At 74.5% G+C, this 22,513-nt stretch carries 20 protein-coding genes; 6 read left to right on the top strand and 14 right to left on the bottom strand.

Features of this window, described 5'->3' with window-relative positions; genetic code table 11:
• Positions 1–85 precede the first annotated feature (85 nt).
• From ACLQ14_RS09020 to ACLQ14_RS09000, 5 genes are all read right to left on the bottom strand, one after another.
• On the bottom strand, positions 86–1,063 hold the full coding sequence (locus ACLQ14_RS09020) for a carbohydrate ABC transporter permease (RefSeq protein ID WP_425812107.1): 978 nt from the start codon (positions 1,061–1,063) through the stop codon (positions 86–88).
• 32 nt (positions 1,064–1,095) lie between these two features.
• Positions 1,096–2,067 (bottom strand): carbohydrate ABC transporter permease, encoded by a 972-nt coding sequence (locus ACLQ14_RS09015; protein WP_425812105.1) that lies wholly within the window; start codon positions 2,065–2,067, stop codon positions 1,096–1,098.
• 89 nt (positions 2,068–2,156) lie between these two features.
• A complete protein-coding gene (locus ACLQ14_RS09010) occupies positions 2,157–3,572 on the bottom strand; it encodes a sugar ABC transporter substrate-binding protein (protein WP_425812103.1) in 1,416 nt (471 codons plus the stop codon).
• An 83-nt stretch (positions 3,573–3,655) separates the two neighbouring features.
• Positions 3,656–5,335, bottom strand: a complete 1,680-nt coding sequence (locus ACLQ14_RS09005) for an alpha-amylase family glycosyl hydrolase (protein ID WP_425812101.1) — start codon at positions 5,333–5,335, stop codon at positions 3,656–3,658.
• 250 nt (positions 5,336–5,585) lie between these two features.
• Entirely contained in the window at positions 5,586–6,608 is a 1,023-nt protein-coding gene (locus ACLQ14_RS09000; RefSeq protein WP_425812099.1) for a LacI family DNA-binding transcriptional regulator, read from the bottom strand.
• Positions 6,609–6,878: 270 nt separating this feature from the next.
• Here ACLQ14_RS09000 and ACLQ14_RS08995 point away from each other — a divergent pair, with 270 nt between their 5' ends.
• The 5 genes from ACLQ14_RS08995 (at position 6,879) to ACLQ14_RS08975 (ending at position 13,674) form a co-directional block, all read left to right on the top strand.
• Complete coding sequence (locus ACLQ14_RS08995; RefSeq protein WP_425812097.1) at positions 6,879–8,696, top strand: beta-N-acetylhexosaminidase; 1,818 nt, start codon at positions 6,879–6,881, stop codon at positions 8,694–8,696.
• A 200-nt stretch (positions 8,697–8,896) separates the two neighbouring features.
• Complete coding sequence (locus ACLQ14_RS08990) at positions 8,897–10,627, top strand: N-acyl-D-amino-acid deacylase family protein (protein ID WP_425812095.1); 1,731 nt, start codon at positions 8,897–8,899, stop codon at positions 10,625–10,627.
• Positions 10,624–11,982 (top strand): alanine racemase, encoded by a 1,359-nt coding sequence (locus tag ACLQ14_RS08985; protein WP_425812093.1) that lies wholly within the window; start codon positions 10,624–10,626, stop codon positions 11,980–11,982. The genes ACLQ14_RS08990 and ACLQ14_RS08985 overlap by 4 nt, the downstream gene beginning before the upstream one ends.
• Positions 11,983–12,019: 37 nt before the next feature.
• Complete coding sequence (locus ACLQ14_RS08980) at positions 12,020–12,427, top strand: RidA family protein (RefSeq protein ID WP_425812091.1); 408 nt, start codon at positions 12,020–12,022, stop codon at positions 12,425–12,427.
• Between the two features lie 8 nt (positions 12,428–12,435).
• Positions 12,436–13,674 carry an MFS transporter gene (locus tag ACLQ14_RS08975; protein ID WP_425812089.1) on the top strand — a complete coding sequence of 413 codons (1,239 nt, stop codon included), beginning with the start codon at positions 12,436–12,438 and terminating at the stop codon, positions 13,672–13,674.
• On the opposite strand, the gene ACLQ14_RS08970 is transcribed toward ACLQ14_RS08975, so the two are convergent.
• The gene (locus tag ACLQ14_RS08970; RefSeq protein ID WP_425812087.1) at positions 13,646–14,515 is read right to left on the bottom strand and encodes a helix-turn-helix transcriptional regulator; all 870 of its coding nucleotides are present in this window, start codon (positions 14,513–14,515) and stop codon (positions 13,646–13,648) included. The two genes, ACLQ14_RS08975 and ACLQ14_RS08970, sit on opposite strands and share 29 nt — an antisense overlap.
• A 122-nt stretch (positions 14,516–14,637) precedes the next feature.
• Here ACLQ14_RS08970 and ACLQ14_RS08965 point away from each other — a divergent pair, with 122 nt between their 5' ends.
• The gene (locus ACLQ14_RS08965; protein WP_425812085.1) at positions 14,638–15,414 is read left to right on the top strand and encodes an SDR family oxidoreductase; all 777 of its coding nucleotides are present in this window, start codon (positions 14,638–14,640) and stop codon (positions 15,412–15,414) included.
• Between the two features lie 102 nt (positions 15,415–15,516).
• On the opposite strand, the gene ACLQ14_RS08960 is transcribed toward ACLQ14_RS08965, so the two are convergent.
• From ACLQ14_RS08960 to idi, 8 genes are all read right to left on the bottom strand, one after another.
• Positions 15,517–16,704 carry a glycerate kinase gene (locus ACLQ14_RS08960; RefSeq protein WP_425812083.1) on the bottom strand — a complete coding sequence of 396 codons (1,188 nt, stop codon included), beginning with the start codon at positions 16,702–16,704 and terminating at the stop codon, positions 15,517–15,519.
• A gap of 69 nt (positions 16,705–16,773) precedes the next feature.
• Positions 16,774–17,688: a prenyltransferase gene (locus tag ACLQ14_RS08955; RefSeq protein ID WP_425812081.1), complete on the bottom strand. Its 915-nt coding sequence runs from the start codon at positions 17,686–17,688 to the stop codon at positions 16,774–16,776.
• The gene (locus ACLQ14_RS08950; RefSeq protein ID WP_425812079.1) at positions 17,685–18,038 is read right to left on the bottom strand and encodes a lycopene cyclase domain-containing protein; all 354 of its coding nucleotides are present in this window, start codon (positions 18,036–18,038) and stop codon (positions 17,685–17,687) included. Before ACLQ14_RS08950 ends, ACLQ14_RS08955 begins: the two co-directional genes overlap by 4 nt.
• On the bottom strand, positions 18,035–18,397 hold the full coding sequence (locus tag ACLQ14_RS08945; RefSeq protein ID WP_425812077.1) for a lycopene cyclase domain-containing protein: 363 nt from the start codon (positions 18,395–18,397) through the stop codon (positions 18,035–18,037). The genes ACLQ14_RS08950 and ACLQ14_RS08945 overlap by 4 nt, the downstream gene beginning before the upstream one ends.
• Entirely contained in the window at positions 18,394–19,980 is a 1,587-nt protein-coding gene (crtI, locus tag ACLQ14_RS08940; protein ID WP_425812075.1) for a phytoene desaturase family protein, read from the bottom strand. Before crtI ends, ACLQ14_RS08945 begins: the two co-directional genes overlap by 4 nt.
• Positions 19,977–20,867, bottom strand: a complete 891-nt coding sequence (locus ACLQ14_RS08935) for a phytoene/squalene synthase family protein (RefSeq protein WP_425812073.1) — start codon at positions 20,865–20,867, stop codon at positions 19,977–19,979. The genes crtI and ACLQ14_RS08935 overlap by 4 nt, the downstream gene beginning before the upstream one ends.
• On the bottom strand, positions 20,864–21,937 hold the full coding sequence (locus ACLQ14_RS08930; RefSeq protein ID WP_425812071.1) for a polyprenyl synthetase family protein: 1,074 nt from the start codon (positions 21,935–21,937) through the stop codon (positions 20,864–20,866). Before ACLQ14_RS08930 ends, ACLQ14_RS08935 begins: the two co-directional genes overlap by 4 nt.
• On the bottom strand, positions 21,930–22,505 hold the full coding sequence (gene idi / locus ACLQ14_RS08925; RefSeq protein WP_425812069.1) for an isopentenyl-diphosphate Delta-isomerase: 576 nt from the start codon (positions 22,503–22,505) through the stop codon (positions 21,930–21,932). The genes ACLQ14_RS08930 and idi overlap by 8 nt, the downstream gene beginning before the upstream one ends.
• Positions 22,506–22,513: the final 8 nt, after the last annotated feature.

The following is a 22,513-nucleotide window of genomic DNA, read 5'->3' as shown; positions in this document are numbered from 1 at the left end:
GCGGCAGGGGTTTCCGCGCGGCCGGGCCCGGATGGGGCGTCGTCGGGCCGGCCGGGGCGGGCGGGCCCGACGACGGTCGTGTCGCTCAGCCCTTGACCGCCCCGCCCAGCCCGGCACCCGAGAGGAACAGGCGCTGGAAGACCAGGAACAGGACCACGGGGATGAGCGTCGAGATCGCGAGCGCCGCGAGGAACACACCCAGGTCCGTCTGGGCGGCGATCGCGGGCAGGCGCACCGACAGGGGCTGCTTGGCCGGGTCCTTCAGGACCAGCATCGGCCAGAGGAAGTCCTTCCAGCTCGCGATGAACGCGAACACCGACACGACGCCGAGGATCGGCTTCGACATCGGCAGGACCACCGACCAGAACAGCCGGAACGGCCCCGCGCCGTCGACCCTCGCGGCCTCGAACACCTCGCGGGGCAGGCTGTCGAAGAACCGCGCGACGAGCACCACGTTGAACGCGCTCGCCCCGGCGGGCAGCCACACGGCGAAGAAGTTGTTGATCAACGACGTCCCGAGGACGGGCGGGTCGAGGATCGTCAGATACAGCGGCACCAGGAGCACGACGCTCGGGACGAACAGCGTCGCGATGACGAGGCCGTTGACGATCTTGGCCCACGCCGGGCGCAGCACCGACAGCACGAACCCGCCGGTCGTGGCCACGAGCAGCTGCATGAACCACGACCCGAGCGCGAGCCAGATCGTGTTGAGGAAGTACTTGCTGATCTCGACGTCGTTCCAGGCCTCGGTGAGGTTCGCCCACCGGATGCCGTGCGGGAAGATCGCGAGCGGCGTCCGGATGATGTCCTGCGTGGGCGTGACCGCGTACTTCGCGAGGAGCAGCATCGGCCCGACGCCGACGACGCAGAGCAGCACCAGCAGGATCAGGTGCAGCGTCTTCATGGTCCGGTTGACGCTGGGACGTCGCCAGTCCTGCTCGGAGACGAACCCGCGGTCGCCGTCGAGCTGGGAGCGCTTGGGCCGCCTGGTCCGCGCCGTGGTCACGGTGGCCGCGGCGACCTCCACGCCGGCCGCGGGGCCGGTCGTTGCGACGTTCGCCATGGGGACCTCCTCCTCGAGGATCTGCCGGCCGGTCACGACTTGCTCCAGGACGCCGTGACCCTGAAGTACACGAGCGAGAGGATGGCGAGGAACGCGGCGAGCATGACCGACAGCGCGGTCGCGGCGCCGTAGTCGCCGCCGAGCGACCTGCCGAACGCGTAGTTGTAGATCATCAGCAGGATCGTCAGCGTCGCGTTCGCGGGCCCGCCGCCCGTGAACAGGTAGGGCTCGAGGAACACCTGGACGGTGCCGATGATCTGCAGGATGAAGGTGATGAACAGGACGCCGCGCAGCTGCGGCATCGTCACGTGCCACACCTTCTGCCAGATCCCGGCGCCGTCCACCTCGGCGGCGTCGTACAGCTCGCCCGGGACCCCGATGAGCGCGGCCAGGTAGATGATCACCGTGCCGCCCGCCGCCGCCCAGGTCGCCTCGAGGACGAGCGACGGCATGGCCAGGGTCGGGCTCGACAGCCAGGCGTAGGGCCCGAGCCCCACGTACCCGAGGATCGTGTTGAAGACGCCGTCCGCGGAGCCGTCGTAGAAGAACTTCCACAGCAGCACCGCCACGACGGGCGGCACCACCACGGGCAGGTACGCGAGCACCGAGTAGAGCCCCTTGAGGCGCTTCACGGAACTCATGAGGACCGCCGCGACCAGCGGGACCGGGAAGCCGATCACGAGCGCCAGCAGGGCGAAGTACAGGGTGTTCCGGATCGCCGTCGGCAGGTCCGGGTCGGTGAGGACGTACTGGAAGTTGTCCCAGCCCACCCACGTGGCCGGCGTGACCAGGTTCGTCTTCTGGAAGCTCATGACGACCGATCGCACGATCGGCCACCACGAGAAGACCCCGAAGACCACCAGGACCGGGAGGGCGAACACCAGGGTGCTCAGACCTCCCCGCCGGACCCACGTCACCGGGCTCCGGCGTACCCGCCGCTCTCGCGGCGGACTGGTCGGTTCGCCGTCGTCCACGACGACGGTGTCGGCGCTCGCAGCGCTCACGTCACATCACTCCTCACCCGGGCGGCGGGGCCGCCGGACCTCTCCGGCCGGCGACCCCACGCACCTGCGGTCGTTCTTGCTGGTGCTGCTCAGCTGGCCGAGTCGATGGCGCGCTGCGCCTTCGTGTTCGCGTCGGTCAGGAGCTTGTCGATGTCGGCGTCCTTCTTGGTCAGCACAGCCTGCACCACCGGGTCGAGCGCCGCATAGACGTCCTGGGTGGCCGTGGCGGGCTCGTTGACGAGCTTCGCGTCGAAGATCTTGCTCGTGAAGCCGGTCATCTGGTCGAGCGGCACGTTGACGTAGGGCTTGATCCACGTCTGGTACTTCTCGTACTGCGCCTGGCTGAAGATCGGCAGCTCGGGCGTGCCGACGGGCTGCTTGCTCGCGACCTGGGTCTGCGCGTTCTTCACCGCCGCCTGCTCGTTGGTGTACTTGCGCAGGTAGTGGAAGTCGATCCACTTGATCCCGGCAGCCTTCTCGTCGTCCGACGCCTTGCTGGAGACGGCCGCCATGGTGCCGCCGCCGAGCACGCCCGAGTTGTCGCCCTCGAGCGGGATCATCGTGAGCCCGTACGTCTTGGGGTCGATGTTGTTGGCCTGCACGAGGGCCGTGTAGACGTCCTGGCCCGAGGTGTACATGCCGATCTTGCCGGCGGCGAACGCCTGGTTGATGCCGGCCCAGTCGTAGTTGAAGTTCTGGCCCATCGAGTTGTCGGTCCAGCGCAGGTCCTGGAGGAACTGCAGCGAGGCCTTCGTGGCGTCGTTGGTGAGCGTCGCCGTCTTGCCGTCCTCCGACTCGACGCGGCCGCCGCGGGCGTACGTGTCGACGGTGAGCTGCCAGCCGCCGGTGCCGCTCTGCGACATCTGGGCGAAGCCCGCCTGGCCGGTCTTGTCCGCGATCGCCTTCGCGTCCGTGCGGACCTCGTCCCACGACGTCGGCGGCTTGTCGGGGTCGAGCCCCGCCTTGGTGAACAGGTCGCGGTTGTAGTGCAGGCCGACGGCGTAGATGCTCTTCGCCGGGATGGCATACACGTCGCCGTCCTGGCTCTGGCCGTACTGCAGCAGGTTCTTGTTGAAGTCCGACGCGTACGAGAGCTGGTTGAGGTAGCCCTGCATGTCGGCGATCTGCTGGTTGGCGATCAGCGTCTTGGCGTCCGTGAACGGGATCTCGAACACGGTCGGCAGGGTGCCGCCCGCGAGGTCGGCCGCGAAGGTCGTGGCCTTCCACTCGTAGTCGTGCGTCTTGACCGTGATGTTGGGGTTCTCGGTCTGGAACTCGGTGACCTCGTCGGCGAGCGCCTGCTGCGCCTCCTTGGTGGAGCCGGGCAGCAGGCCCACGACGTTGAGCGTGACCTTGGTGTTCGGGTCGAGGGTCGGTGCGGCCGTGGCCGACGGCGACGTGCCGCCGTCGCCGGAGCCGCTGTCGGACGAGCACGCCGCAAGCGTGCCGCCGAGCGCGAGCGCACCCACGAGGGTGAACGCCAGCGTGATGCGTGGAGACTTCATCGTCGCTCCTTGTCAGGTGCAGGCATCCGGTCCTGCACGATGGTGTTCGACGGGGTCGTTCCCGTCGGTGGTCGGTGGTCGGCTCAGGTGCGGAGCCAGACGGCGGTGTCCGTGGGCAGTGCGCCGCCGGGGAGGTCCCCGCTGGCGAGCAGCACCCCGGAGTGCGGGGGCAACGGCGCCGGCGCGGCGCCGAAGTTCACGAGGCACGCGACGTCGTCGCGCGCGAAGGCGAGCACGCCGGAGTCGGTGCCGGGCAGCTCCAGCCAGGCGAAGCCGCCGTCGCGCAGCCCGGCCTCGCCGCGGCGGACCGCGATCGCGGTCCGGTACAGCGCCAGCATCGACGCGGGGTCGGCCTCCTCGACGTCGACGGCGTACCGGCCCCACCAACCGGGAAGGGGCAGCCAGGGCTCGGCGGTCGCGCCGTCGTCGGCGGCGGGGGTGGAGAACCCGTGGGCGCGCGCCGGGTCCGCGGTCCAGGGCAGCGGGACGCGGCAGCCGTCGCGGCCGGGGTCGACGCCGCCGGACCGGAAGTGCATCGGGTCCTCGATGACGTCCCGGGGCAGGTCCTCGTCCTCGGGCAGCCCGAGCTCGTCGCCCTGGTAGAGGTAGAGGCAACCCGGGAGCGCCGCCGTCAGCAGCGCCGCGGCGCGCGCCCGTCGGGTGCCGAGCTCCAGGTCGGTCGGCGTCCCGAAGCGCTTGGCCTCGAACGCGAACGACGAGTCCTCGCGGCCGTAGCGCGTGACCGGTCGGGTGACGTCGTGGTTCGACAGCACCCACGTGGCCGGCGCGCCGACGAGCGCGTGCGCCTCGAGCGTCGTGTCGATGGACTCACGCAGCGCCTTCGGGTCCCAGGGCCGCGCCATGAAGTCGAAGTTGAACGCCGTGTGCATCTCGTCCGGCCGCAGGTAGTCGGCGAACCGCCGCGCGTCGGGCAGCCAGATCTCGCCGACGAGCACCCGCGGGTCCTCGTAGGAGTCGGCGACGGCGCGCCAGCCGCGGTAGACGTCGTGCAGCTCGTCGCGGTCCGTGAACGGGTGGCCGCCGGGCGCCGGGTCCGCGGGGACCTCGGGCAGCGCGGGGTCCTTGATCAGCAGGGCCGCGGAGTCGATGCGGATGCCGGAGACGCCCCGGTCGAACCAGAACCGCAGGATGTCCTCGTGCTCGCGGCGGACGTCGGGGTGGTTCCAGTTGACGTCCGGCTGCTCGGGGGTGAACAGGTGCAGGTACCACTCGCCGGGCGTCCCGTCGGGGTTCGTCGTGCGGGTCCAGGTGCTGCCCTGGAAGCTCGACACCCAGTGCGTGGGGATCTGCGCGCCGTCCTCGCCGACGCCGCGGTGGAACCAGAACCGCTCGCGCTCCGGCGAGCCGGGCCCGGCCTCGAGCGCGGCGCGGAACCACACGTGCTGGTCGGAGACGTGGTTGGGCACGACGTCGACGATCGTCCGGATGCCGAGAGCGGCCGCCTCCGTGATCAGCGCCTCGGCCTCCTCGAGCGTGCCGAACGCGGGGTCGATCGCCCGGTAGTCGGCGACGTCGTAGCCGCCGTCCGCGAGGGGCGAGACGTACCAGGGCGTGAACCAGACCGCGTCGACGCCGAGGCCCTTGAGGTACCCGAGCCGCGAACGGACGCCCGCCAGGTCGCCGGTGCCGTCGCCGTTCCCGTCGGCGAAGCTGCGCGGGTAGACCTGGTAGATGACGGCGTTGCGCCACCACTCCTGGGCCCCGGACGGGTGTCCCGGCGTCGCGCTCGGGCTCGTGCTCACGTGTGGACTCCTTCGTCCCTGCGGTCAGGGTCGTTCCTGAGCCGACGGCGGTCGGCGATGAACTGACCGTAACTACCCGACAGTCGGAGCGCAAGAATCTGACAGCGTCGTTATCGAAACGCGATGTTAGCTTCCGTACCTCCTTGCTCGAGGACGTCGCGCACCGCCGTCCGGGCATGCCGGAGACCTGTCAGAAGCTCACGGGGGTAGAGCCACGCCAGCTTCTGACAGGTCGACGGGTGCGGTGGGGTCAGCGCGCCCCGACGCGAGCGGGAGCAGCCGCCGTCGACGCGCGGACCACGAGCTCGGGCTCGAAGAGCAGCTCGTCCGCGGGGACCTCGGTCCCCGCGATCTGGCGCGCGAGGAGATCGACGACCGCACGCCCCATCGGCTCGATCGGCTGCCGGACCGTCGTCAGCGCGGGGTCGGTCGAGTTCATCAGGGCCGAGTCGTCGTAGCCGACCACCGACACGTCGCGCGGGACCTCGAGCCCGGCCCGCCGCACCGCCCGGATCGCCCCCAGCGCGAGCGGGTCGCTCGCGCACACGATGGCGGTCGCGCCGGCGTCGAGCAGGCGGTTCGTCGACGCCTGGCCGGCCTCGAGCGCGTACTGGCTGTGTGCGACGAGCGCGGGGTCGATGGTCACGCCGGCCCGCTTCGCGAGCCGTTCCGCCGCGTCGAGCTTGCGCTCGGAGGGGATGTGGTCGTCAGGGCCGAGCAGCAGCCCGATGCGCTCGTGGCCCAGGGAGAGCACGTGGCCGATCGCCTGCTGCATCGCGACGATCTCGTCGCAGGAGACGCGCGGGAAGTGCAGGGACTCGATCGCCCCGTTGAGCAGCACGACCGGCAGCCCGATCTTCTCGAGCCGGTGGTAGTGGGAGTGGTCGGCGTCGCGCTCGGCGAACAGCCCGCCGGCGAAGATCACGCCCGACACGTGCTGGCCCAGCAGGAGGTCGATGTACTCGGCCTCCGTGATGCCGCCCGCCGTCCGGGTGCACAGGACCGGCGTGAAGCCCTGCTGCGCGAGCGCCCCGCCGATGACCTCCGCGAGGGCCGGGAAGATCGGGTTCACGAGCTCCGGGAGGACGAGGCCCACGAGCCGTCCCCGCTCGCCGCGCAGCTTGGTGGGCCGCTCGTAGCCGAGCACGTCGAGCGCCGTGAGCACCGCGTCCCTGGTGGCCTGCGAGACCCCCGGCTTGTCGTTGAGGACGCGCGAGACCGTCGCCTCGCTCACGCCGACCTTCTTCGCCACGTCCGAGAGCCTCTTCGCCATGAAGGGCAGTCTACGCATTCGCGCAAGTGGCTTGCGCAGATCTTGCGAGGTCGCTGAAAGTCGAACGGGCCAGTTCACAGCCGCTGACCATGGGATCGGACACCTGCAACCGGCGCCGACCATGCGAGCACCCACCTTCTCGGGCCCGAGAAGGTGGGTGCGCCCATGGTCGACGTCGCGCGACGACGTCGACCGCATGTTCGTGGGCGCGGGTCTCGGCGGGCGGGCGGACGCAGCGATCGACGACGGCGCGTCGCTAGGCTCGGACCCGTGCCCGACGACGGCCCCGGCCCGCTCCCCCCGACCGACCGCCCCGCCACGGTGCCCGGGCTGCGCGAGGCCGACCTCGTCGGCGCACCGTCGGAACCGTTCACCGTCGGCCCGACGACGGTCGTCCGGACCGCGCCCGAGCTCGCCGCTGCGGCAGCCACGTGGAAGCGGGAGGCCGAGGACGCCGGCGGGCTCGCGCTCGGCTGGGACGTCGTCGGGCCCGTCGCGCAGCCGCCGACGGACGGCGCCTCCTCCCGCTGGGAAGCCGAGCCTGCCCTTCTGCGCGGCACGGTGACGTTCGAGCTCGACGACGACCTCGAGCCCGGTGCCTACGGGCTCCGTACCCGGACCGAACGCGTCACCGTCCGCGCGGCGGACGTCGCCGGGGCGCACGCCGCCGCGCAGACGCTCCGGCAGCTCGCGGGCCCCGCCGCGTTCCGCCGCGCCCCCGTGGGCGACTCCCCCCTCACGGTCCCCGGCGGGCTGTACGCGCACGACGGCCCGGCGCACGCCTGGCGCGGCGTCCTGCTCGACGTCGCCCGCCACTTCCTGCCCAAGCACGACGTGCTGCGCTTCGTCGAGCTCGCGGCCGCGCACCACCTCAACGTCGTCCAGCTCCACCTCACCGACGACCAGGGCTGGCGGTTCGAGTCCCGCTGGCACCCGCGGCTCACGGAGGTCGGGTCGTGGCGGCGGGAGTCGAACGTCGGCACGTGGCGCGCGGGCGTCCTCGACGGTCGCCCCCACGGCGGCTTCTACACCCAGGACGACCTCCGCGAGATCGTCGCCCACGCCCGCGCGCACGGGGTGACCGTCGTCCCGGAGCTCGACGTGCCCGGCCACGTCGAGGCGGCCGTGGCGGCCTACCCGGAGCTCGGGACGCGCAAGCGGCCCCACGAGGTTCGCACCACCTGGGGCATCAGCACCGAGGTCCTCGACCCGTCCGAGGAGACCCTCGGCTTCTTCCGCGACGTCCTCGACGAGGTCATGGACGTGTTCGACTCCCCGTACGTCGCGCTCGGCGGCGACGAGGTCCCGACCGCCCTGTGGCGCGCCAACCCGGACATCGTCCGACGCGCGGCCGACCTCGGCCTCGACGACGTCGCCGACCTGCACGGCTGGTTCCTCGGGTCGCTCGCCCGGCACGTCGTCGACGCCGGACGACGCCCGGTCGTCTGGGACGAGGCCTTCCGCCCGGGCGACGACACGCTCCCGCGCGAGACCGTCGTCACCGCCTGGCGCGGGTGGACCGTCGGGCTCCGGGCCATGGCCGCCGGGCACGACGTCGTCATGGCCCCCGAGCAGGCCGTCTACCTCGACCACCGCGCGGGCGACGGTCCGGACGAGCCCGTCCCCGTCGGGTTCCTCCACACCCTCCGCGACGTCCACCGGTTCGAGCCTCTGCCCGCGGGCGCCCTCGCCGAGGCCGGCGTCGCCGACGTCGGCACCCTCCCCGGGAAGCTCCTCGGCGCCCAGGCCGAGCTGTGGGCCGAGCACCTCGACTCCGCCCGCCGCCTCGACTACGCCGCCTACCCCCGCCTCGCCGCGTTCGCCGACGTCGTCTGGCGCGACGAACCGCTCGACCAGCGCGACACCGACGCGTTCCTCACCGTCCTCGAACGCGACCACCTCCCCCGGCTCACCGCCTTCGGGGTCGAGTTCCGCCCTCTGGACGGCCCACACCCCTGGCAGACGCGTCCCGGCGTCGCCGGTCACCCGCGTGACCTCGCCGCGGAGCTCGCGTCCGGCGGGTTCGCTGGTCTGGGGGGCTGGGTCGAGGACGGGTCGGGGACGCGCACGAACGAGGTGGGCGGATGAGTGGGTCCGGCGTGCCAGGGCCAGGTTGGGGCGGGGGCGGGGGGGGGGAGGGGGGCCGCGGGTCTTCCATCCGGTCGCTCGTGCCTCGCGACCTCCCGCCAGGCCCACCACGACCCGCGACCCCCCTCCCCGCCCCCTCCTGGTCCGGCTCGCCCTCCGCGTCGGCCGGGCACCCCCCGCTGCTCGTCCGGGGCGTCCATGTGCCGTCCTCCGAGCATCCGGACGGCGGGCCGCTCGTCGACGTGCTGGTCGGCGACGGCCTGATCCGGGCGATCGAGCGCGCCGGTGAGATGGACACGGGAAGGGTTGCTGCGTCGTCGGCGGAACTGCACGTCATCGAGGGCCGGGGACGCCTCCTCGTGCCGGGCCTCATCGATGCGCACGTGCACGGCGAGGCCGCGGTGTTCGACCGGGACGTCCAGCTGGCGATGCTGCGCCAGGGCATCACGACGATCGTCGTGGGCCAGGACGGCATCGGCTTCGCCCCGACTCCGCCGAGCGCGACGCGCGAAACCGAGGGAACGCCGTCGGGCCCCGAAGGTCCGGAGAACGCGACCACGCCGGAAGGTGACGCACCAGCGGGCGGGGTCGGGGGTGTTGCGCGCGGATCGTGGACGGGTCTGGCGGGAGCGGAGCGAGGAACGAGCGACGCGGATGGAAGATCCGCGCGCAACACCCCCGGCCCCGCCCCCCAGCCGAGGACGGACGCGTTCGCCTTCTCGACGGAGTACTTCCGCGCGATCAACGGCGCCCACCCGACGTTCGCGGGCGGCACCGTGGCGGAGCTGAAGCAGACCTACGCCGGACTGCCGATCAACGTCGAGGTGCTCGCTCCCCACGGCACGATCCGGTACGCGGTGCTGGGCGCGGACGCCCGCCCCGCGACGGAGGACGAGGTCGCCGCGATGGTCGCGCTGCTGGAGGCCGCGCTCGACGACGGCGCCGTGGGGATGTCGACAGGCCTCGAGTACGTGCCGGCGGCGTACGCGGACGAGGCGGAGCTCGTGGCGCTGGCCCGGGTGTGCGCGGCGCGCGGGGTGCCGCACGTGAGCCACATGCGCGGCTACGAGGAGAAGGCGGGGCGCGCGTTCGCGGAGCTGGTGCGGGTCGCGCGGGCGTCCGGGGTGGCGACGCACGTGTCGCACTTCCACGGGCCGGCGGACGAGCTGGTGGGCTACGTGGACGACGCGCGGGCGTCGGGCCTGGACGTGACGTTCGACTCGTACCCGTACCTGCGGGGCAGCTCGATCCTGTCGATGGTGACGCTGCCGACGTGGCTGCCGATCGCGGAGCCGGTCCGGACGGTGGCGCTGCTGCGCGACCCGGCGGTGCGTGAGCGGCTGCGGACGGAGCACTTCCCGGGGCTCGCGGACCTGTGGGAGCGGGTGACGATGGCGAACGTGCCCGGCGAGCTGCGCTGGACGGAGGGCCTCGCGCTCCCGGAGGTCGCGGCGCGGCTGGGCCTGGACGCGGAGGACACGGCGCTCGAGCTGCTGGTGAGCACGCGGCTGCAGGCAGGCTGCGTGTTCGCGCAGCCGCCGACGAACTCGGCGGTGTCGGTGCGCACGCTCGCGAACCACGAGGCGCACCTGGCAGGTTCGGACGCGATCTACGGGGGCGGGCGCCCGCATCCGCGCGGCTGGGGCGCGTTCGCCCGTTTCGCGTCGGAGCACGTCGGTGCGGGAGACTGGTCCTGGGCGGACGCGGTCGACCACCTGTCGGCGCGGGCCGCCCGCCGGTTCGGGCTGGCGGGGCGCGGGACCGTCGCCGTGGGCGCGGTCGCCGACCTGGCGCTCGTGGACCCGGCCACCGTCCGGGACCTGGCCACGTACGACGACCCGCGCACGCCCGCCCGGGGCGTGGACGACGTCGTCGTCGGGGGGCGCCACGTGCTGGCGAGCGGTGTACTGACGGAACAGGAGAGGGCATGACGGAGCGCCTCGAACGAGCGCTGGAGCCGGTCGTCGCCGACCCGCGGACCAAGGGGCTGCGGCTTCGGGGCGAGACGTCGGGCAACGGCCTCATGATCGGCACGGCGACGATCGACGACGGTCCGTTCGGGCTCCCCCTGCTCACGCTCCAGACGGCGGCGCTCGACCACAACGTGGCGGTCATGGCGGCCGCGGTCCGCGAGGCGGCCGACGCCGCGGGGGCCCCCGGGTCGGTGGAGCACGCACCGCACGTCAAGACGCACATGTCGGCGCAGATCTTCTCGCGCCAGCTCGCGGTGGGCGCGTGGGGCGCGACGGTCGCGACGCCCAACCAGCTGCGGGTGGTGCGCGACTGGGGCACCCGCCGCGTGCTGCTGGCGAACGAGCTGACCGACCCGGACGAGATCACGTGGTTCCGCGACGACCTGGAGCGCGACGAGGGCGCGGAGCTGTGGCTGTACGTCGACTCGGTCGAGGGGCTGACGATGCTGTCGCGCGGCCTGGCGGGCGCCGCCGACTCGGTCCGTGCCCGGCTCGGCGTCCTCGTGGAGGTCGGCGTGCCGGACGGCCGGACGGGCGTCCGCTCGACGGCGGACGCGCTGGGCCTGGCCCGGGCGGTCCGGGCGAGCGGGCTGACGCTGCGCGGCGTGGCGGGGTACGAGGGGACGGTCGCGTCCGAGTCGACGCCCGAGACCCGCGAGCGGGTCGCCGACTACCTGCGGGGCCTGCGCGACGTCGCCGAGCAGCTGGTGGCGGAGGGCCTGGTGGCCGGGGGCGACGTCGTCGTGAGCGCGGGCGGGAGCGCGTTCGTGGACGTGGTGCTGCAGGTGCTGCCGGGCGCGTTCCCGGCGGGCGGGCCGGCGGCGGGGCACGCGCCGCGCGTCGTCGTCCGCTCGGGCTCGTACGTGGTCCACGACCACGGCCACTACGCCGACCTGGACGCGTTCTCGCGCGTGCCGGGGGCCGAGCCGCTGCACGCGGCGGCCACGGTGTGGGGCTCTGTGGTCTCCGTCCCGGAACCGGGCCTGGTGCTCGTGGGGGTCGGCCGGCGCGACGTGCCCTACGACCTCGACCTGCCGCGCGCGCTCTGGCTGCGCTCGCGCGCCGACGACGGCCGGGCGCTCGGCTCGCCGCTCGAGCTGCCCCGCGCCACGGTCACGGACCTCAACGACGAGCACCTGTTCCTGCGGATCGACCCCGACGACCCGACGCTCGCGCCCGAGACGGGGCACGTGCGGCCGGGCGACGTCATCGGGTTCGGGATCTCGCACCCGTGCACGCTGTTCGACAAGTGGCGGGTGGGGGTCGTGGTCGACGGCGACCGCCCGCTGGGGCTCGTGTCGTTCGACTTCTGAGCCCACCTCCGCCCGACCCGCACCGAAGGAGCCCCCCGTGACGACCGACAAGACCCCCCTGCGCACCGACGGTGCACCGGCGCCCGCCCACACGTTCCACCAGGGCGTGCGCAAGGGCCCCTTCGTCCAGGTGTCGGGCCAGGGGCCGCAGGACCCGGCGACCGGCGCGTACCTGTTCCCCGGCGACGTCGCGGCGCAGACCACCCGCACGCTCGAGAACGTCAGGGCGATCGTCGAGGCCTCGGGCGCCACGTTCGACGACGTCGTCATGCTGCGCGTGTACCTCACGAAGCGCGAGGACTTCGCCGCCATGAACGAGGCGTACGGCGCGTTCGTGGCGGCGCACTCGCCGTCGGGGGTGCTGCCGAGCCGGACCACCGTCTTCGTGGGCCTGCCGCGCGAGGAGATGCTCGTCGAGATCGACGCGTTCGCGGTCGCCGACTGAGCGCGGGCGTGAGCGGGCAGGCGGGCGACTTCAGCCTCCGGAGCATCGCGGTCGCGGCGTTCGGCCCGTCGATCCTGTTCGGGCTGGCCGAGGGGGCGATGCTGCCCGTCGTGCCGCTCACGGCCGTGGACCGGGGCGCGTCGCTCGCGCTCGCGTCGCTCGTCGTGTCGATGCTGGGGATCGGCTCGATCCTGTCGAACATCCCGGCGGGCATCCTCACGACCCGGGTCGGCGAGCGCTGGGCCATGGTCGCGGCGGCGGGGATCAGCGTCGTCGGGCTGGGGCTCTGCCTGCTGGAGGCGGGGCTCTGGCCCTTCGCGGCCGGGGTGCTGCTGGTCGGCGCCGCGAGCTCGGTGTTCAACCTGGCCCGGCAGTCGTACCTCACCGAGGCGGTGCCGATCCACCTGCGCGCGCGGGCGATGTCGACGCTCGGCGGCAGCATGCGGGTCGGCGTGTTCGTCGGGCCGTTCCTGGGCGCCGCGGCCATGCACGTCATGGGCAAGCCCGGCGGCTACGTGGTCGCGCTCGTCGCGGTCGTCGCCGCGGGCGCGCTCGCGTACCGGGTGCCCGAGCTCGAGGCGCCGGCGCTCCGGCACGCGGCCTCTCCGGGCTCGGCCGCCGCCCCCGCCCAGCCGACGACGCGCGGCATGCTCCGCGACCACTGGCGCACCTTCGCGACGCTCGGGTCGGGCGTGTTCCTGCTCTCCGCTGTGAGGGCGAGCCGGCAGGTCGTGATCCCGCTGTGGGCGGCCCACATCGGGCTCGCGCCCACGACGGCGTCGATCGTCTACGGCATCGCCGGCGCCGTCGACATGCTCGTGTTCTACCCGGCGGGCAAGGTGATGGACCGGCGGGGCAGGGAGTGGGTCGCGGTCCCGTCGATGCTCATCATGGCGTCGGCCATGGTGGCGATCCCGCTCACGCACGCCGTCGGGACGTTCACGGCCGCGTCGATGGTGCTGGGCTTCGGCAACGGCATCGGGGCGGGGATCGTCATGACGCTCGGCGCGGACACCTCCCCGTCCGTCGGGCGCCCCACCTACCTCGGGATCTGGCGCGAGCTCGCCGACGGCGGCGCCGGCGTCGGGCCGCTGCTGCTGTCTGCGATCACGGCCGTCGCGAGCCTGGCGGCCGGCGTCGTCGTGGCGGGGGCGCTCGGGTACGCGGCGGCCCTGGCACTGTGGCGGTGGATCCCGCGCCGTCGGGTCCGGGTCGGGTTCAGCGCCCCTGGTTCCCCGCCGGGCTGAGGTCCTGCGTCCCGAGGACGCGCAGCAGCGCGAGCGCCTCGGCCTCGGGCGTCCCGGGACCGGCCGAGTACACGATCACCGACTGGTCGCTGTCGGGCACGTGGAGCGTGTCGCAGTCCAGCGTGACGAGGCCGAGCTGGTCGTGCTCGATGGTCTTGCGGTGGCTGCGCCAGCGGCCCGTGATCCCCGAGTCCCAGAGCCGCGCGAACTCCTCGGAACCGGCGCGCAGCTCGCGGACGAGCTCCGCGAGCCCGGGGTCGGCCGGGTACCGGCCGGCGGCGGACCGCAGCGACGCGACCGTCTGCGCGGACGTCTCCTCGCGCTCGGCGTCGGACAGGGCGACCCGCCCGCGACGCCGCACGCTCACCCCGAGGAACCGCATCCGCGCGAGGTTGCGCTCGCGGGCCGGCAGCTCGGCCCAGTCCCCGAGCAGCGCCGACGACATCGCGTTCCACGCCAGCACGTCGCTCTTCGCGGACAGGACCATGGTCGGGAGGTCCGAGAGCCGGTCGAGGAGGCGCTGGACGCTCGGCCTGACGTGCAGGTCGACGCGCCCGGGCGGCGGCGGCGCGGTCCCGGCGAGGTGGTAGAGCTGGTCGCGCTCGTCGTCGTCGAGGCGCAGCGCCCGCGCCAGCGACGCGAGGACCTGCGCCGACGGCCGCGGGCCGCGGCCCTGCTCGAGCCGGACCACGTAGTCCACGCTCACCCCGGCGACCAGCGCGACCTCTTCGCGCCGCAGCCCGGGCGTGCGGCGCCGGACGCCGGCGGTCAGCCCGACGTCGGCGGGCGTGAGGCGCTCGCGCCACCGGCGCAGCGCCCGCGCGAGCTCCTCCCTGTTCACGCCCTCCATCGTGCCCGACGCGCGGCGCGGGCGCGCCGCCGCCGGCCGGCCCAGGCTGGTACCGCGAGTCCCAGGCTCCGCCCGTCCTGGTGCGGCTCGCGGCGTCGTCGGACGGTGGAGCCATGACCACCACACCGGAGCTCACGCAGCTCACCCAGGAGACCGGCGCCGCCACGGGCGGCGCGACCGTCGCGCTCGTCACGGGCGCCAACAAGGGCATCGGCCGGGAGACGGCCCGCCGCCTCGCCGCGCTCGGCTGGACCGTCTGGCTCGGCGCCCGTGACGCCGAGCGGGGCGCCCTGGCCGTGCAGGAGCTCACCGACGCCCAGCCCGGCGCCGACGTGCGCTTCGTCCAGCTCGACGTCACGAGCGACGCGTCCGTCGCCGACGCGGTCGCGCGGATCGAGGACGCGTCGGGCCGGCTCGACGTGCTCGTCAACAACGCCGGGATCGGGGGCGCGTTCGTCGGGCCCCGCGAGGCGACCCCGGCGGACTTCATCACGGTCTACGGCGTCAACCTGCTCGGCCCCGTGCGCGTGACGCACGCGTTCCTCCCGCTGCTGGACCGGTCAGAGCGCCCGCGCGTCGTCATGGTGTCGAGCGGCATGGGCTCGTTCGGCGTGACGACCGACCCGGACCGGATCGAGTCCACCCTGCGCAGCCCCGTGTACCAGTCGTCGAAGGCGGCGCTCAACATGGTGACGAGCCAGCTCGCGAAGGAGCTCGACCGCTACCAGGTCACCGCCGTCGACCCCGGGTACACCGCGACCGACCTCAACGACCACGGCGGCCCGCAGACCGTCCAGGAGGGCGCGGAGTCCGTCGTGCTGGCCGCGACGTTCCCGCCCGACGCCCCGACGGGGCGGTTCGTCGACCGCCACGGCCCCCTCCCCTGGTAGGGCCCGCTCCGCACCTTCCGCCGAGATACCGAGATCCGGCCGGGATACCGATGCAGACTCGGTATCCCGGCCGGATCTCGGTATCTCGCGGGGCCGGGACGGTCAGCGGAGGACGAGGCGGGCGACGTTGTCGGCGACGTCGGCGAGGCGCGTGGGCGCGTGGACGACGAGCTCCGCGAGCGTCGCGGGACCGGTCGCGAGGCTGAACGCGGCCGTGATCCCGGCCTCGGCCGCCCGCGAAGCCGGCAGCAGCACCTGCCCGGCGATGACGACGACGGGCGGCCGGGTCGACGCGCGCGCCGCGACGGCCGCGACCTGGTCCGCGACCTTGCCGCCGACCGACTGGGAGTCGAACGACCCCTCGCCCGTGAGGACGAGCGCCGCGCCCTCGACGGCGTCGGCGAGCCCGACGGCGTCGGCGACGAGCGCCGCACCGCCCTCGAGCTCGGCGCCGAGCACGGCGTGGAGCCCGCCCGCGACCCCGCCGGCGGCCCCCGCGCCCGGCAGGTCGCGCACGTCGACGCCGGCCGCGTCCACGAGGACCCCCGCCCAGCGTTCGAGGCCCGCCTCCAGGTACTCGAGGTCGGCGTCGCCGGCGCCCTTCTGCGGCCCGAAGGTCCGCGCCGCGCCCCGGTCGCCCACGAGCGGGTTCGTCACGTCGACGGCGAGACGCCACCGCACCGCGCGCGCCCGCGGGTGCAGGCCCGCGAGGTCGAGGCGGGCGACCCGCGCGAGCCCCTCGCCGCCGTCGGGCACGGGCTCCTCGTCGGAGTCGACGAGGCGCGCGCCGAGCGCACGCAGGATCCCCGCGCCACCGTCGGTGGACGCGGACCCGCCGAGGCAGAGGAGGATCTCCCCGACACCCGCGTCGAGCGCCTCGCGCAGCACCAGGCCCGTGCCGAAGGTCGTCGCGAGGAGCGGCTGCGGCAGCGCGTCGGCGACGTCGGCGAGCCCGCTGGCCTCGGCCAGCTCGACGACGGCGAGCGCGCCGTCCGCGGAGACCGCCCACCGCGCGGGGGTCGGCCGGCCGAGCGCGTCGACGGTGTCGGTCCGGCGCTCGGCGACCCCCCAGGCGGCCACGAGCGCGTCGAGCGTCCCCTCGCCGCCGTCGGCCATCGGCAGCCGCACGACGTCGGCGTCGGGCCTGGCCCGCAGCACGCCCTCGGCGAGAAAGCCCGCGACGTCGGCCGCGGGTGCCGAGCCCTTGAAGGAGTCCGGCGCGATCACCACCCGTGGGCGGGCGGTCGTCGTGGTGGGTGGGGCCTCGGCACGTGCGTCACGGGGGCTCACGTCCGCGAGCCTAGCCAGGGCGCCCGGGCCTGCACCCCGGGACACGCCTGGAGCGGCGCCCCGGACCCGTCAGCCGCCGCTCACCCAGGCCCACCAGCACAGCCAGAAGACGCCGAACCCGCACACGTAGTTGAGGCGGAGGAACGCGCGCCAGCCCCGGTTCGCCCGCGCGGCGTCGGCGTCCGGGACGTCCCGGTAGGGCCACGCGGCGAGGACGTACGGGACGACGAGCACGGCGGCGCACGCCGCGGGGACGCCCGCGAGCAGCACCACGAGGCCGGCGACGACCCACAGGGCGACGGCCGCGCGCACGGTCCGCCGCGCACCGAGCACCGTCGCGACCGACGCGATGCCGGCCTCGCGGTCCGGTCCGACGTCCTGCACCGCGCCGAACGCCTGCGCGGCCATGCCCCAGCAGAAGAACGCCACGACGACGGCGAGGACGGTCCTCGTCGGCTCTGCGCCGCCCGCGACCAGTCCGACGACGGCGGGCCCGACGAAGTGGGTGCTCGACGTGGCCGAGTCCAGGACCGGACGCTCCTTGAACCGCAGCCCGGGCGCCGAGTACGCGACGACCGCGAACAGGACGACCGCGAGCGCCACCGCCGTCCAGCCGCCCCGCCCGGGCCGCTCGACCTCCGCGAGGATGGGGACGGCCACCGCGAAGGGCACGGCGAGGCCGATGGACCAGTGCAGGACGGAGCGGAGGCTCGAGGTGGCGAGCAGCGCTCCCTCGGCGCCGCCCTTGCGCGGGTTGCGCTCGTCGGACTCGTGGTCGAACACGTCGTTCACGCCGTACATCAGCAGGTTGTACGGGATCAGGAAGAAGAACGTCCCGACGACGAGCAGGGCGCCGGCGTGCCGGCTGCTGAGGAGCAGGGCGGCGGCGAACGGGAAGGCGGTGTTGATCCAGCTCAGCGGACGCGAGGCGACGAGGAGCTCCCGGACGCTCGCGTGCGCGCGAGCCGGTGCGGTCGCGGTCATGGCGCGGTCCTGTCGTCGTGGTGGTCGCGGCCCGGTGGTGCGCCGCCGGGGCGGAGCAGCTCCCAGACGCTGGGCAGCAGGAGGACCGCGCCGACGGGGTAGGCGAGGTCCTCGACGGGCGCCCGCCCCACGTGCAGCCCGACGAGGGCGGACGGGTCGTAGGTGAACAGACCCGCCGCGATCATGAGGGAGTCGAAGACGACGGTGACGACGACGAGCGCCAGCGCGGCGAGCGCGAGGGCTCCCAGCCGGTGGGCCAGCTCGCCCTGCCGGGACCAGCGCCTGCACGCCAGGCCGAACGGGACCGACAGCACCGCCAGCGCGACGAGGTCGAGCAGCAGGTAGCTCACCGCGGCACCCCCCGGGCGGAGGCTCGAGGCCGGGCGTGGCGGCCTCGTCCCCGGTCCGTCACGCGGCGGGCGATCTCGACGAGCTCGAGCGCGACGTAGCAGAGCAGGACGAGGAAGACGGGCTCCTCGACCGGGAGGTGCGGGAGGATCTCGACGCCCGTCGACCAGCGCCCGTCCCCGCGCCGGAAGATCCCCAGGCCGATGCCGGCGAGGTCCCAGGCGAGGAACGCGGCCAGCCCGGTGCCGAGGGTCGCCAGCCCGCGCCGCAGGTCGCGAGCGAGGACCAGCCTGAACCGCGCGTCCAGCACGCCGAGGCCCGCGAGGCTGACGAGCAGGGCCAGGAGGTAGGCGCCCCTCACGACCGCACCGCCTCGGTGGCGCCCGCCGAGGCGGCGCGCGTGACCCGTGCCGCCGCCAGCTCCGCACTGATCAGGCACATCGGCAGGCCCACCCCCGGGATCGTCGAGCCGCCCGCGTAGACGAGCCCGTCGACGCGGGCGGAGGCGTTCCGCCCACGCAGCAGCGCCGACTGGCGCAGCGTGTGCGCGGGCCCGAGCGCACCGCCCGACCACGCGTGCAGGTTCTCGGCGAACCACGACGGCGTGAGCACCCGGCGCACGACGACGCGGTCGGCCAGGTCGGGCGCGCCGGTCCGGCGGGCCAGGTCGGCGAGGACCCGGTCGACCAGCGCCGTCACCCGCGCGTCGTCCGGGGTCAGTCCGGGGTCGGCGGGCACGGGGACGAGGACGAAGAGGTTCTCGTGCCCGGCCGGCGCGACCGTGGGGTCCGTCGCGCTCGGGCGGCACACGTAGTAGGACGCGGGGTCAGGCAGGGCGCCGGGGTGTCCGAAGACGGCGTCGAAGTTGGCCCTCCAGTCGGGCGTGAAGACGAGCGAGTGGTGGGCGAGCGCGTCGAGCCGGCCCCGCACGCCCAGGCAGACGAGCACGGCCCCCGGCCCGGGGTCGCGCCGTCGCCACCAGCGCTCCGGGTAGGTGCGGTAGGGCGCGGGCACCAGCCGGGTCTCCGTGTGGTGCAGGTCGCCGGCGGCGACCACCACGTCGGCGTCGATCCGCTCCACCGCGCCCGTCCGCCCGTCGCGCACGACGACGCCCCGCAGGGTGCCGCGGGGCCGTCCGGCCAGGCGCCGGACGCGTCCGCCGTCACGCGCCGGCTGCACGACGATCCGGACCGCCTCGGTGTCCGTCCGGATCCGCACGCCGCGCTCGAGCGCGAGCCGCTCCAGCGCCGCCGCGAGCGTGCCGAACCCGCCGCGGGGGTAGCGCACGCCCTCGACCAGGTCGAGGTGGCTCATCAGGTGGTACAGCGCGGGAGCCCGGTACGGCGAGGCGCCGAGGAACACCGCCGGGTACGCCAGCACCTGGCGCAGCCCGCGGTCGCGCGCGACCCGTCCGGTCCGGCGCCACAGCGACGAGCTGACGAGGCCGAGCAGGTCGGCGAGCTCCCGAGGACCGAGCCCGCGGACGAGGCGGGCGACCTCGCGCGGGGTGGCGAAGTCCGTGTAGAGGAACCGCTCGACCGCGGTGCGGTAGGTACGCTCGGCCGACCTCAGGTAGGTCTCGAGGCGGGCGCCGGACCCGGGTTCGCGGGACTCGAACTCCGCGACGGTGCGGGAGACGTCGTCGGTGGCGTCGAGCGGCGGGGCGTCGTCGAAGAACGCCCGGAACGCGGTGGGCAGGTGGACCAGGTCGAGCTCGGCGTCGGCGCTCGTGCCGAGCAGCGTGAAGAAGCGCTCGAAGACCTCCGGCATGAGGTACCACGAGGGCCCGAGGTCGAACGTGAACCCGCCCTCGCGCCACACGCCGACCCTGCCGCCCACGACGTGCCGTCGTTCGACCACGGTCACGTCGTGCCCGTCCTGAGCCAGCAGCGCCGCCGCCCCGAGGCCGGCCGTGCCGGCGCCGATCACCACGACGCGGCTCATGCGTGCCCGCCCATGAGCCCGGCCTCGACCACGGCGCGCGCGGTGAGGGCGAGCTTGACCGGGTCGGGGACGCGGACCCGGCTCGCGACGATGGCAGCCGGCTCGGTGCGGGCCAGACGCCGCGCGAGCTCGAGGAACAGCGCGTGCGTGGCGAGCACCGCGGCCCGCGAGCTCGGCGGTAGGAGCGGCACGACCGCCCTCGCCCGCGCGAGGTCGCGCCGGACGTCGGCGACGAGCGCGTCGCGGGTCGCCGCGTCCAGGTGCTCCGGGTCGACACCCGGGAAGTACCGCCGCCCGAGGCCGCGGGCGTCGTCGCCGAGGTCGCGGAGGAAGTTGACCTTCTGGAACGCCGCCCCGAGCGCGCGCGCCCCGGCCTCGAGCCGGCGATCCTCGTCCGGGCGGGCGACGGCGGCGCCCGTGCGGTCGGCGAGGAAGCACCGCAGGCACATCAGCCCCACGACCTCGGCCGACCCGTACACGTACGTGCGGAACGACTCCGCGGTGTGGACGCGGACGTCGAGGTCCGCCCGCATCGACGCGAAGAAGGGGCCCACCAGCGCGGGCGGCAGACCGACCCGGCACGCGACCTCCGCGAAGCTCTGCACGATCGGGTTGGTCGAGTACCCCGACCCCATCGCCGCGAGCGTCTCGGCCTCCAGCGCGTCGAGCGCCGCCCGGCAGCCCGCGACCGCCAGGCCCGCGTCGCTCGCCGCGCCGTCGACGACCTCGTCCGCCAGCCGGACGAGCGCGTAGACCGCGACGACGTCGTCGCGCACGCGCCCCCGCAGCAGCCGCGAGGCGAGCGCGAACGACGTCGAGTAGGTGCGGATGACCTGCTGCGACGCGCGCTGCGACGCGAGACCGTACCGCTCCAGCGCGACGCTCATCGGACCCTCGCCACCACGGACCGGGCGTAGGGCTCGAGGGCGGCCCGCAGCGGCGGCGGCACGACCGGGTCCGCGAGGAGGCCCGCACCGTGCTCGGCGTACTGGCGGACGAGCCCCTCGAGCTCTGCGCGGACCCCGGCGCGCTCGAGCACCGAACGCACCCGCCGGGCGTCGGACGCGGTGACGGACGGGTCGCCCAGGTGCGCGGCGACCTCGGGCCACGCGGCGGTGCGCCGGGCAAGGACGACCAGCGCGGTGACCTTCCCCTCGGCGAGGTCGCTGCGGATGCTCTTGCCCGTCAGGCGCTCGTCGCCGAACGTGCCGAGGACGTCGTCCTGCAGCTGGAACGCCACGCCGAGGCTGCGACCGGCGACCCGCAGCAGGTCGACGAGGCCGCCTGACGCCCCGGCGAGCTCGGCGCCCACGACGAGGGGAGCGACGACCGTGTACTCGGCGGTCTTGCGGGACGCGGTCCGCAGGACGTCGGTGAGCCGGGCGTGGGCCGGCTCCACGACGGCGAGGACGTCGTCGAGCTCGCCGGACGCCGAGCGCTGCACGACGCCGTCGAGCAGGTCCAGGAGGCGCTCCCGCGTCGCCGGAGCGACCGGGGCCGTCGCGACGAGGCGCATCGCCAGGGTCAGCGCGAGGTCACCCGCCAGCACGCCCGCGGCCACGCCGCACGCCTCGGCCTGACCGGCCGAGGCGCCGGCGGCGCGGGCCCCGGCGGTGTAGCGCGCCGAGACCGTGGGCCGGCCGTGCCGCTCCGTGTCGCGGTCGATGACGTCGTCGTGGAGGCAGAACGCGGTGTGCAGGAGCTCGAACGCGGAGGCGAGCTGTCGCGCCGCCTCGTCCTGGGTCCCCCCGAGCGCTCGGTGCGTCGCCAGCAGCAGGCGCGGGCGCAGCCGCTTGCCGCCGAGCGTGGCGTCCCGGACGTCGTCCCACAGGGCCTCCGCGCCGGGCCCGGCGGCACGCGCCCTGGAGCGGGCGTCGTCCAGCCTGCGCTGCAGCTCGGTCTCCAGCTCGACGACGAGGTCGGCGTCGGCCGCCGGAGCGAACCCGCTCTCAGGCATCGCGCGCCAGCTCCTCCAGCTGGGCCACCGACCAGGGGCTGAAGGCCCAGGGCGCGGCCTGCACCGCCGCCGCGAGGTCGCCCGGCGCCACCCAGCGCCAGGCCGCCACCTCGGACGGGTCGGGCGCGAGCTCCGGGCCGTCGCCCGCGACCGTGGCCAGCAGGACGGGGCAGAGCTCGTTCTCCTGCGTGCCCGCGTCGTCGACCGCCCGGTAGGTGAAGTCCGGCAGCACGACGCGAGGCGGTCGCGAGAGCTCGAGCCCGAGCTCCTCCACGCCGCGGCGGACGGCGGCGGCCACGACGGACTCGCCCGGGCGCGGGTGGCCGCAGAACGCGTTCGTCCAGACGCCGGGCCAGCTCCGCTTGGCGAGCGACCGGCGGGTCACCAGCACCTGCCCCGACGCGTCGATGACATGGCACGAGAAGGCGAGATGGCGCGGCGTCTCCCGGCCGTGGACGCCGTCGCGCGGGGCGGTCCCGCACGGGCGCCCCCGCTCGTCGACGAGCACGACCTCGTCGGCCTCGAGCGGTGCCGGCGCGAGCGGCGCAGCGTCTGGTGATCGCCTCATGGGTCGCC

Origin of the sequence: Luteimicrobium sp. DT211, from assembly GCF_049844995.1 — a bacterium.
Classification (GTDB): domain Bacteria; phylum Actinomycetota; class Actinomycetes; order Actinomycetales; family Cellulomonadaceae; genus Luteimicrobium.
Note: the sequence above shows the minus strand (reverse complement) of the source record. Positions and strands in the feature narration are given on the sequence as shown.